General features: G+C 40.0%; 12 protein-coding genes. 10 read left to right on the forward strand and 2 right to left on the reverse strand.

Annotated elements, in window-relative coordinates; genetic code table 11:
• Position 1: 1 nt before the first annotated feature.
• The 4 genes from P7J58_RS08935 to glf all read left to right on the forward strand — a co-directional run bounded on the left by P7J58_RS08935 (position 2) and on the right by glf (position 4,763).
• Positions 2 to 1,075: an acyltransferase family protein gene (locus P7J58_RS08935; RefSeq protein WP_222329920.1), complete on the forward strand. Its 1,074-nt coding sequence runs from the start codon at positions 2 to 4 to the stop codon at positions 1,073 to 1,075.
• Between the two features lie 24 nt (positions 1,076 to 1,099).
• Complete coding sequence (locus P7J58_RS08940) at positions 1,100 to 2,140, forward strand: NAD-dependent epimerase/dehydratase family protein (protein ID WP_408556143.1); 1,041 nt, start codon at positions 1,100 to 1,102, stop codon at positions 2,138 to 2,140.
• 41 nt (positions 2,141 to 2,181) lie between these two features.
• Entirely contained in the window at positions 2,182 to 3,426 is a 1,245-nt protein-coding gene (locus tag P7J58_RS08945; RefSeq protein ID WP_408556142.1) for a nucleotide sugar dehydrogenase, read from the forward strand.
• A gap of 224 nt (positions 3,427 to 3,650) precedes the next feature.
• Positions 3,651 to 4,763, forward strand: coding sequence for a UDP-galactopyranose mutase (glf, locus tag P7J58_RS08950; protein ID WP_408556155.1), 1,113 nt, complete (start codon positions 3,651 to 3,653; stop codon positions 4,761 to 4,763).
• Between the two features lie 96 nt (positions 4,764 to 4,859).
• Here the strand turns inward: glf and P7J58_RS08955 are convergent, their stop codons facing one another.
• Together P7J58_RS08955 and P7J58_RS08960 are read right to left on the reverse strand one after the other, a co-directional pair.
• Positions 4,860 to 5,405, reverse strand: a complete 546-nt coding sequence (locus P7J58_RS08955; protein ID WP_408556141.1) for an NADPH-dependent FMN reductase — start codon at positions 5,403 to 5,405, stop codon at positions 4,860 to 4,862.
• Between the two features lie 62 nt (positions 5,406 to 5,467).
• Positions 5,468 to 5,917, reverse strand: a complete 450-nt coding sequence (locus tag P7J58_RS08960) for a MarR family winged helix-turn-helix transcriptional regulator (RefSeq protein WP_009909619.1) — start codon at positions 5,915 to 5,917, stop codon at positions 5,468 to 5,470.
• Positions 5,918 to 6,130: 213 nt separating this feature from the next.
• Here P7J58_RS08960 and P7J58_RS08965 point away from each other — a divergent pair, with 213 nt between their 5' ends.
• The 6 genes from P7J58_RS08965 to P7J58_RS08990 all read left to right on the forward strand — a co-directional run bounded on the left by P7J58_RS08965 (position 6,131) and on the right by P7J58_RS08990 (position 11,440).
• Complete coding sequence (locus P7J58_RS08965; RefSeq protein WP_099872560.1) at positions 6,131 to 6,628, forward strand: DUF5590 domain-containing protein; 498 nt, start codon at positions 6,131 to 6,133, stop codon at positions 6,626 to 6,628.
• Entirely contained in the window at positions 6,625 to 7,806 is a 1,182-nt protein-coding gene (locus P7J58_RS08970) for a pyridoxal phosphate-dependent aminotransferase (RefSeq protein ID WP_192369765.1), read from the forward strand. The genes P7J58_RS08965 and P7J58_RS08970 overlap by 4 nt, the downstream gene beginning before the upstream one ends.
• 14 nt (positions 7,807 to 7,820) lie before the next feature.
• Complete coding sequence (gene asnS, locus P7J58_RS08975) at positions 7,821 to 9,167, forward strand: asparagine--tRNA ligase (RefSeq protein ID WP_002941729.1); 1,347 nt, start codon at positions 7,821 to 7,823, stop codon at positions 9,165 to 9,167.
• A gap of 113 nt (positions 9,168 to 9,280) precedes the next feature.
• The gene (gene relB / locus P7J58_RS08980; protein WP_002938604.1) at positions 9,281 to 9,508 is read left to right on the forward strand and encodes a type II toxin-antitoxin system RelB family antitoxin; all 228 of its coding nucleotides are present in this window, start codon (positions 9,281 to 9,283) and stop codon (positions 9,506 to 9,508) included.
• Positions 9,498 to 9,767, forward strand: coding sequence for a type II toxin-antitoxin system RelE family toxin (locus tag P7J58_RS08985; protein ID WP_105147927.1), 270 nt, complete (start codon positions 9,498 to 9,500; stop codon positions 9,765 to 9,767). Before relB ends, P7J58_RS08985 begins: the two co-directional genes overlap by 11 nt.
• Positions 9,768 to 10,120: 353 nt before the next feature.
• A complete protein-coding gene (locus tag P7J58_RS08990) occupies positions 10,121 to 11,440 on the forward strand; it encodes an MATE family efflux transporter (RefSeq protein ID WP_408556140.1) in 1,320 nt (439 codons plus the stop codon).
• Positions 11,441 to 11,616: the final 176 nt, after the last annotated feature.

The following is an 11,616-nucleotide window of genomic DNA, read 5'->3' on the forward strand; positions in this document are numbered from 1 at the left end:
TATGAAAAAAAGTATTGAACGAGATTCAAAATTAGAGTTAATTAGAATTTTTAGCATGTTATTTATTGTATCTAGTCACTATGTTTTGCATGGCGGGATAGTGAACGAAGTAACAGGTTTTGATTTTAATGGATTAACGTCAGACTTTTTATATATTGGTGGTAAAATTGGGGCTAATCTTTTTATTATGTTGAGTGGTTATCTGTTATGTGACTGTATTTATAAAACCGAAAGACTATTAAAAACAGCTTTGATAACTTTATTTTATTCAACTATAGGTTTATTACTTGGATTGATAGTTTTTAATGATATATCTGTAATAGATATAATAAAGTCCTTTTTTCCTATTATCACTGATAGATACTGGTTTGTTACTACATATTTTCTGATTCTAGTGTTTATGCCTTATTTAAACTATGCAATTACTATCTTGAATAAAAAACAATTGGAGTTCTTACTTTTATTGGGGTTTGTTTTATGGTGCTTTATTCCAACTTTTTTTAATCAGGACTTAAATTTTTCTAATTTTGTTTGGTTTATTTTTTTGTATATTTTAGGATCTGGAATAAAAAAATATAAATTTTTATATGTTGATACAGCTAAGTCGTTTATAATATCTTTAGTTTTTTATTTGTTAATTTTTATTTCTATACAGCTATTAAAATTATGTTCTTTACAAAGTGAATTTTTTGAAACTAAAATTTATTTTTTTACTAATTCACATAGTATTTTGACATTCTTTTTTACAGTTTTCTTTTTCAATGGGATGCTGTCACTCAAAAGTTTTACAAATTATTGGGTAAATAAAGTAGCGAAAGCAACATTTGCAATATATTTAATTCATGATAATGATTTTATTAGAGAGTGGTTATGGAAAGATTTATTGAAAGTAAGCAACTATAGACATAGTAGTATTTTTATTTGGCATTATATTTTTAGTATATTGTTGATATTTTTCATTGGTGTTATTCTAGAGAATTTACGAGAGGTAGTCTTTGAGATGCTGTTAGAAGACAAGATTAAGAAGATTTCAACAAATTGTAATTTAATTTTTCGTAAGTTTTTTCCAGAATAATATAATTAGGGAGGATGGTTTATCATGAAAAAAATTTTAATCACGGGTTCAGCTGGTTTCATCGGCAGCAACCTAGTATTAGAACTATTAAGGAGTGGCGAAGCATATCATATTATCGGTCTTGATAATATGAACGATTATTACGAAGTATCGCTCAAGCAATATCGTCTTGAACAGATTGAGCAACAGTTGATCCATAGTAAAAGCAAGTGGACTTTCATAGAGGGAGACTTGGCAGACAAGGATTTGGTCACTTCAATTTTTGAAGATTACCATCCGAATATTGTCGTTAATTTAGCCGCTCAGGCTGGTGTTCGCTACTCGATTACCAATCCAGATGTTTATATAGAGAGCAATATTATTGGTTTTCAGAATATCCTAGAAGCCTGTCGTCACTACCCAGTTGAGCATTTAGTATATGCTTCTTCATCTTCTGTATATGGTGGAAATGAGAAGGTACCGTTTTCTACGGATGATAAGGTAGATAATCCAGTATCGCTTTATGCAGCAACTAAAAAGTCAAATGAACTGTTTGCACATGCCTACAGTAAGCTCTATGATATTCCAACAACGGGACTACGTTTCTTTACGGTCTACGGTCCAGCAGGTCGTCCAGATATGGCTTATTTTGGATTCACAAATAAACTGATAAAAGGTGAAACGATTGAAATTTTCAACTATGGAAATTGTAAACGTGACTTTACTTATGTAGATGATATTGTGGAAGGTGTCAAGCGTGTCATGTTTGGCGCACCGCAGAAGAGAAGTGGAAGTGATGGTCTCCCTATTCCGCCGTATGCAATCTACAATATTGGCAATAGCAATCCTGAAAACTTATTGGATTTTGTCCACATATTGGGTGAGGAACTAGTTTTGGCAGGAGTATTACCAGCAGATTTTGATATTGAAGCACATAAGAAACTGGTGCCTATGCAAGCTGGAGATGTTCCTGTAACATTTGCGGATACTTCTGCACTGGAAAGGGATTTTAGCTTTAAACCGTCTACAAGTCTTAGAGAAGGTTTGCATCGTTTTGCTCAATGGTATAAAAATTATTATGCATAAGCACTATTTTCTTGTCTTGTAAAGGAAAGAGGAAGTAAGAAATGAAAAATATCGCCGTCGCAGGAACAGGCTATGTCGGTCTATCTATCGCAGTCTTATTGGCACAGCATCATCAGGTTACAGCTGTGGATATTATCCAAGAAAAAGTTGACTTAATCAATTCTAAGAAGTCTCCGATTCAGGATGATTATATTGAAAAATATCTAGCTGAAAAAGACTTAAATCTAGTTGCAACATTAGATGCTGAAACAGCCTACAAAGAGGCAGAAATAGTTGTAATTGCTGCTCCAACTAATTACGATAGTGCTAAGAATTATTTTGATACTAGTCATGTGGAATCTGTGATTCAAACAGTATTGTCGGTCAATCCTAAGGCATTAATGGTCATCAAATCAACGATTCCTGTTGGATTCACCCAGTCTATGCGTGAAAAGTTTGCTACGGAAAATATTATTTTTAGTCCAGAGTTTCTTAGAGAGTCAAAAGCACTTTATGATAATCTCTACCCTTCACGGATTATTGTATCCTGTGAAGAAGGAGCTCCAGATTCGGTAGTAGAAGGTTCAAGACTATTTGCCTCGCTACTACAAGAAGGTGCCTTGAAAGAGGATGTCGATGTATTACATATGGGATCGACAGAAGCTGAAGCGGTTAAGCTTTTTGCCAATACCTATTTGGCCTTGCGTGTTTCTTACTTCAATGAATTGGATACCTATGCTGAGCTAAAAGGATTAGATACAGAATCGATTATTCGAGGAGTTGGTTTGGATCCTCGTATCGGCGATCATTATAATAATCCCTCTTTCGGATATGGAGGCTATTGCTTGCCAAAAGATACAAAGCAATTATTGGCTAATTACAATGATATTCCACAGAACATGATGACAGCTATTGTAGAGTCAAATAGGACTCGTAAGGATTTTATTGCTGATCAAATTTTGAAGATAGCTGGCTATTATGATTATTCGTCACATGATCAATACTCTCAATTGGGAGAAAAAGAAGTGATCATCGGTGTATATCGCTTGACAATGAAGAGTAATTCGGATAATTTCCGTCAAAGTTCTATTCAGGGAGTTATGAAACGTCTAAAAGCCAAAGGGGCAAAAGTGATTATTTTTGAACCGACTTTAGAGAATGGTTCCACCTTCTTTGGTTCAAAAGTGATTAATAATTTGAATCAGTTTAAATCTAAAAGTCACGCAATTGTTGCAAATAGATACGACTCTGTCTTGGATGATGTATTAGATAAAGTGTATACGCGTGATATTTTTAGAAGAGACTAGCCTTCTAAAGCTACATTTTTAATTGTGTATTTAGATTTCTAGGGGAGAAGGCTCGTTGCTCTTCTCTTTCTTTTTTGACTGTATGAACAATAAGTCTGGTAATCTAGCTGTCACTAATTGTAATTGAAATAGGTGTGTTAGATTGATATAATTGCTGATAAACAGAAATAAAGACTTACTTTGTTTCTTGTTAGTTAATATATAAATGTAATTTTCAGAGGTAAATAATGTCGTACGATTATCTAGTTGTTGGTGCAGGGCTGTTCGGTGCAGTCTTTGCTCATGAGGCAGCTAAAAAGGGTAAAAAAATAAAGGTTATCGAAAAACAAGACCACATTGCAGGTAACATCTATACAAAAGAAGTAGAAGGTATTCAAGTCCATGAATATGGCGCACATATTTTCCATACTTCTGAAAAAGAAATTTGGGATTATGTGAATCGGTTTGCGGAGTTCAACCGCTATACAAACACACCAGTCGCCAATTACAAAGGTGAAATCTACAATCTTCCATTCAACATGAATACTTTCAATAAACTGTGGGGCGTGGTGACTCCTGCTGAAGCAGAAGCGAAGATTGCAGAGCAACGAGCAGTTTTGGGAGGAAAAACGCCTGAGAACTTGGAAGAACAAGCCATCTCACTAGTTGGTACAGACATCTATGAAAAATTGATCAAGTCATACACCGAGAAACAATGGGAAAAACCATGTACGGAGTTACCTGCCTTTATCATCCGTCGTTTACCCGTGCGTTTAACTTATGATAATAACTATTTCAACGACACATATCAAGGTATTCCAATCGGCGGTTACACGCAGATTGTTGAAAAAATGTTGGATCATGAGAATATTGATGTTGAGACAAATGTTGATTTCTTTGCCAATAAGGAAGGCTATTTAGCTACCTATCCGAAGATTGTCTTTACAGGAATGATTGACGAGTTCTTTGAGTACCAACTTGGTGAATTGGAATATCGTAGCCTTCGATTTGAGACAGAAGTATTGGATATGGAAAACTATCAAGGGAATGCAGTTGTCAACTACACAGATAGTGAAACGCCATTTACTCGTATTATCGAACACAAACATTTCGAATTTGGTACACAACCGAAAACCATTATTACACGTGAGTATTCGAAGACCTGGAAACGAGGCGATGAGCCGTATTATCCAGTGAACAATGATCGTAACAACAAACTTTATACTGCTTATAAGCGCCTCGCAGAACAACAAGAGAACGTTATATTTGGTGGACGTCTTGGTCATTATCGTTACTATGATATGCATCAAGTCATCGGAGCTGCTTTGCAGTGTGTGAGAAGTGAAGTTGGGGAATGATTTTGAGAAGTCATCAAAGTAGTAATTGATTCTTGTCAGAAGTCGGAATGCTCTTAAAATGTTAATCAAAAAAAACAGAAATTCTGGTTTTTTTGATTATTGAATTGCTGCCAACAGGTCAGCTGCTTGTTGCTCGAGTTTTGTTAGAGTTTCGTCAGATAACTCCAATACACCTGTTGCCCATGCTTCTGGATTGATGGTTGAACCTGTAAATTCACCAGCAATCTGGGTGCGGATAAATGGAAGAAGGTGTTGGAAGTCTTTGAATAGGTGGTCGTGACCACTGTTTGCGACTGCAGAGACAGTTGTGATTTTATCTTGTAGGATAGATGGTCCTTTTGGATTGGATAAATCGAGCGAACGACTGAGCCAATCGAGAGCATTTTTTACGATGTCTGGGATTGCATAGTTATATACTGGTGAGAAAATCCAGATAGCATCCGCAGCGTCTACTTGTGCACGTAGATCTGCAATTTCAGGAAGGATAGGTGTCTCGATGTCTTGGTTGAATAGGGGAATTTTTGCAAGATCAATGTAAGATACTTGAGCCTTATCAGCCAAGAACGCTTCGGCTTTTTTTGCCATTTGATGGTTAAAAGAACCGTCACGTAGTGAACCAACTAAAAACAATACGTTCGCCATGATGGCCTCCTTTTCATAAAAACATAAATTTAGTATATCGTATTTGTCTTTTGTTGGTAATCCTAGGTCTGCTGATTCTTGAATTTTTTAAGTATCTCGGCTAATTGGTCTTGTTCTTCTGAACTAAGGACAGAAAAAATCTCTCCAACGTGATCATAATGCTCTGGAAGGATTTTTTCAATGGTTTCGCGTCCAAGTGGAGTGAGAGCAATCAAGGAAGCACGACGGTCATTTGTATCGATTGTCTTGTAGATATAGCCATCTCGAATCATGTTTTTTATAACGACAGTCATGTTGCCAGATGTGCTTAATAATTTATCAATTAAGTCTTGAATCCGCAGATTTCCTTTGTTGTAGAGTGCCTCCATCACTCCAAACTGACAAACTGTCAGTCCGTATTTTTTGATTGTTTCTAATTCTGATTTTGCGATAGTATTAGCTGCTCTGCGAAAGACGACTAGACTGTGAAGTGCATGCTTGTTCTCATTTAAAGATTGTTCAACAGTTCTCATGAGAATATTTTAGCAATAAATAGTTCGGTTATCAAGCAAAAAAAGTTAGATCCTATATTCATAGGTAAAGTACTTTCTATAGCATGGAAGAGCTGAACTGTGGGTCCCAGTTCTTATATCCGTTCTCTGTCTGAAGGAGAATGAAAGTTTATTCACAATTCAATCACGGAAAAAATGGAAATATGCTTTAACTTGTAGTATAATAGGACTACTATGGAAAAAAAGATTTTTCAACTTTTGGAAGTATTGGCAACGAAGAAGGGACAGCTGATAGCTGGTTCCTTTATACTCCTAAGTGTCATGACTTTTTCGATATTCGTTATTTGGGACCTTGCAGCTAAGCCTTTTTCTGATGTAGAGAATCACGCTATTTCTGTAGCTCGAGACTATACGGATATAGAGGTTGTTGATGATGTCTCTATCTACAACGGGACAGAAACATACTTTAGCGTGCAAGGAAAGACGAGTCAGGGGGAAATGATTGCGGTTATCATTCCTGAAGAGACAAATACTGTGTACGTTTATCCAATGGCGAATGGTATTTCTAAGGAAGAAGCGCAGGCAGTCGCTACAGAGAATGGTGCGTCAGCAGCTGATAGGGTGATTCTAGGTTTTAGGGATGACAAACCAATTTGGGAGGTCAAATCTGGGACAGCTTATTATTTAGTAAATTTTGAAACAGGAGATTTTATCAAGAAGGAGGGCTTATGAGCAAGTTATCAAGACGAGTCTTAGAGATGGAAGAAAGTGTAACTCTGGCAGCGGGTGCGCGTGCAAAAGCCTTGAAGGCTGAGGGCCGTGATGTTTTAGAGTTGACCTTAGGTGAGCCAGACTTCGTCACACCGAAAAATATTCAAGAAGCAGCCATTCAGTCTATCGAAGATGGTAAGGCGAGCTTTTACACAGTGGCTTCAGGTCTTCCTGAGTTGAAGGACGCGGTCAATATCTACTTTGAGAATTTCTACGGCTATTCTATCGAACGCAATCAAGTCGTTCTTGCCACAGGTGCTAAGTTTGTTCTTTATGCCTTCTTTGCGGCGGTCATCAATCCTGGTGATGAGGTGATTATTCCGACACCTTACTGGGTATCCTATGCTGACCAGATTAAGATGAACGAAGGGATGCCCGTCTTTGTCACTGCTACAGAAGAACATAATTTCAAGGTGACGGTAGACCAGTTGGAAGCGGCTCGGACAGACAAGACCAAGGTCCTCTTGCTCAACAGCCCGTCCAATCCGACAGGTATGATTTACAGTCGTGAGGAATTGGAAGCTATTGGAAACTGGGCTGTGGAACACGATATTCTCATCTTGGCAGACGATATTTATGGCCGTTTGGTCTATAATGGAAATACCTTTACACCGATTTCAAGCATTTCAGAAAGCATTCGTCAGCAGACTATTGTTGTCAATGGGGTGGCCAAGGCCTATGCCATGACAGGTTGGCGGGTTGGATTTGCCGTTGGTAATCCTGAGATTATTGCGGCCATGAGTAAGATTGTCGGACAAACGACGTCAAACTTAACAACTGCTGCTCAGTATGCGGCCATTGAAGCCTTTACAGGTCCGCAAGATACAGTAGAAACCATGCGTCAGGCCTTTGAAGAGCGACTCAATACCATTTATCCCTTGCTGGCAGAAGTACCAGGTTTTGAAGTCATTAAGCCAGAAGGTGCCTTTTATCTATTCCCAAATGTCAAAAAGGCCATGGAAATGAAAGGTTACACAGATGTAACTGAATTTACCACAGCCATTTTGGAAGAAGTGGGAGTTGCAATGGTGACAGGTGCTGGTTTTGGAGCTCCTGAGAATATCCGCCTCAGCTATGCGACAGATATGGACACGCTCAAAGAAGCAGTGGCACGACTACACACATTTATGAAAAAATAAAAAGAGGAAAAATAATGTCTAGAAAATTGATTACCATCAACCAAGTAAAAGATTATGTCGGTCAAGAAGTGACCATTGGTGCCTGGGTTGCCAACAAGTCAGGCAAGGGCAAGTTAGCCTTCCTGCAATTGCGTGACGGAACAGCCTTCTTCCAAGCAGTTGCCTTCAAGCCAAACTTCATCGAAAAATTCGGTGAAGAAGCTGGTACTGAGAAGTTTGATGTAGCAAAACGCCTCAGCCAAGAAACGTCTGTCTATGTGACAGGGATTGTCAAGGAAGATGAGCGTTCTAAGTTTGGTTATGAGTTGGATGTGACAGACCTTGAAGTGATCGGTGAGTCACAAGATTACCCAATCACACCAAAAGAACACGGTACGGACTTCCTTATGGACAACCGTCACCTCTGGTTACGTTCTCGTAAACAGGTCGCTATCCAGCAAATCCGTAACGCTATCATCTATGCTACCTATGAATTCTTTGAAAAGAATGGCTTTATCAAGTTTGATAGCCCAATCTTGTCTGGAAATGCGGCAGAAGATTCAACAGAATTGTTTGAAACAGATTACTTTGGTCAACCTGCCTACCTTAGCCAATCTGGTCAGCTTTATCTTGAAGCCGGTGCTATGGCCCTTGGTCGTGTTTTCGACTTTGGACCTGTTTTCCGTGCTGAAAAGTCAAAAACTCGCCGTCACTTGACTGAGTTCTGGATGATGGATGCCGAGTATTCATTCCTCAGCCATGAAGAGTCACTTGACTTGCAAGAAGCTTATGTCAAAGCCTTGATTCAAGGGGTTATCGACCGTGCTCCACAAGCCTTGGAAACTCTTGAGCGTGATGTGGATGCTCTCAAACGCTACATTGCAGAACCATTTAAACGTGTGGCTTATGACGATGCAATTACCCTTCTGCAAGAACATGAAGCTGATGAAGATACAGACTACGAACACATCGAGCATGGGGATGACTTTGGCTCACCACATGAAACATGGATTTCAAACTACTTTGGTGTACCGACTTTCGTTGTCAACTATCCAGCAAGCTTCAAGGCCTTCTACATGAAACCAGTTCCTGGAAATCCAGAGCGTGTGCTCTGTGCGGACCTCTTGGCGCCAGAAGGCTACGGTGAAATCATCGGTGGTTCTATGCGTGAGGATAATTACGATGCCTTGGTAGCCAAGATGGACGAGCTCGGTATGGACAAGTCAGAATACGAATTTTACCTTGACCTTCGTAAATACGGCTCTGTGCCACATGGCGGCTTCGGTATCGGTATTGAACGTATGGTAACTTTCGTCGCTGGTACAAAACACATCCGTGAAGCCATTCCGTTCCCACGTATGTTGCATCGCTTGCATCCGTAAGCAAATCAATAGATATACAAACAGACTACAAACGTGGTCTGTTTTTCTGGTGTCAATTGACATTTTGAACGAATTGTTTTACAATGTATTACAAGTAGAAAGTAGGTGGAATGATGGGAATTGTATCCTTGCGGTTAAACGATGCAGAAGAAGAAATCTTCAGAAGCTATGCCATTCATACAGGAAAAAGCCTGTCTGAGTTATTTAAAACTGCACTGGCAGAACAGATAGAAGACCAGTTGGACTATGAAATTGGTATCAAGGCTTTGAAGAAATTCCAAGAAAATCCTGTTACACACTCGATTGATGATGTTCTTGCGGAGTTAGAAGATGGCTTATAAACTTGTTCTCAGCGATGATGCTTTGAAGCAGTTGAAAAAAATGGACAGGCATGTGGGGATGATGCTTGCAAAGGATTTGAAAAAACGTTTGGACGGTTTGGAGAATCCAAGACAGTTTGGCAAGGCCTTGGTAGGAGACTATAAGGGGCTGTGGCGGTATAGAGTGGGGAATTACCGTGTGATTTGCGATATTATTGATAACAAAATGGTCGTCCTAGCTCTTGAAATCGGGCACCGGAAAGAAATCTATAAAAAGTGAAGCCTTAGGAAACTAGGCTCGGTATCGGTGCACTTCTCAGAGCTCGTGTCAACATCTCAGCGCAGTGGTTGATTGGCTTTAACAGTCCAGTGGACTGTTAAAGGTTGGAGACAAGATTTGCGAAGCAAATCTCAGCAATTCGTGTTTTCCACTCCAAATCTTCCTTATACGACTGAAGCGAACGGAGTTCGCCTTATCTCCAACCTCCAAAGGTTCCCCAAACCTTTGGAGCTGTGCGGGGGTGGGGAGACGAACTCCTTTTTGACTTATCGAGTTCTTCCCCACTCCCTGTTTTCTTGATTTTTTACTAGATTTTATTTATAATTATTCTAAATAAAACTGTGGAGAGGAAAATGAAGCAAGAAAGTTTAGGAAAAGAGATTATTCGTTTGGCCTTGCCTGCGACGGTGGAAAATATCTTTCAGACCTTAGTTGGTTTTGTGGATACCCTCTTGATTGCACAGCTGGGGCTGGTAGCGGTGACGGCAGTTGGTCTTGCCAATACGATTTTGAATGTCTATTTGGCGGTCTATATGGCTTTGGGAGTTGGGGCAACAGCTTTGATTGCTCGGTCTATTGGCGCGGGAGATAGGGAATCTCTTACCTTTCATGTCCGTCAAGCCTTAGTGCTTTCAGTAGGTGTAGGTCTGCTATTGGGTTTACTATCCCTTGTTTTCGGGCGGCAGATGCTGGTCTTAATGGGAGCAGATGCGGAGAGTTTAGCTGGCGCCCAGGCATTTTTTTACTGGGTTGGTGGCTTGACGATTTTCCAAGCTCTGATGACCATTTTGGGAACAATCCTGCGGGCATCTGGCGACACAGTTTCCCCTATGAAAATGAGCTTACTGACCAATGGTTTTAATGTGGTCTTGGACTATTTCTTGATTTTTGGTATTGGCTCTTGGTCAGGTTTTGGTATTGTAGGGACGGCCTTGGGAACCGTCTTAGCTCGCTTGCTTGGTACTGTCTTGCTTTACCGAAAGGTACAGCAGACTGACTTGGCAGTTGATCTCAAACAATTGTTCCACTTGGGAAGTCCTAAGGAAATGGTGGATTTGACCCTACCTGCAGCAGCCGAACGCTTGGTTATGCGGTTGGGACAAGTGGTCTATTTCAGTTTGATTGTGGGGCTGGGGACGACTCTCTATGCTTCTCATATGATTGCAGGTAATATCGAGAGTTTTACCTATATGCCTGCCTATGGTCTTGCGACAGCGGCGGCGGTTTTGATCGGTCAAGCCTTGGGAAAGGGGGACATCCTCACAGTTAGACGGGTCGCATTTCTCAGCTCTGCCTATGGTGTTGCCATCATGTCCCTGCTCGGTACCATCTTATTTTTCGGAGCTCCAAGTTTTGCTCTGCTATTTACCAAAGACCTAGAAGCCGTCCGTCAAGTCGTCACAGCCTTACGGATCGATGCTTTCAACCAGCCAGGCCTTGCGGTTTCTTTGATCATGGCTGGCGCTCTGCAGGGCTTGGGGGATACCAAGTCGCCGCTCTACTCCACAGTGATAGGGATGTGGGGGCTGCGCGTCGTAGGTGTTATCGTCTTAGGTCAGATGCTCGGTTTAGGAATTGCCGGCGTCTGGCTGTCGATTTTGATTGACCTGCTCTTGCGAGCGATTTTTCTGACTTGGAGATTTATTGTGCAAACACGAAAACTGGCTGAATAGGCCTTTTTTGGTATAAGCAGGTAGTTTTAGAAGTAGATTATGGATTGCCTTATTTCATGTTGGTGATACTATCTCAATTCCTTTTTTATAAAAGAAAATGGTAAATTCTCAAAGTAAGTTCTAGTTCCCGTCCTTCCAGAAGTTACTTTGAGAAAACTGCATAACATCAACAGAAT

This window comes from Streptococcus suis, assembly GCF_046032535.1.
Lineage (GTDB): Bacteria > Bacillota > Bacilli > Lactobacillales > Streptococcaceae > Streptococcus > Streptococcus suis_AK.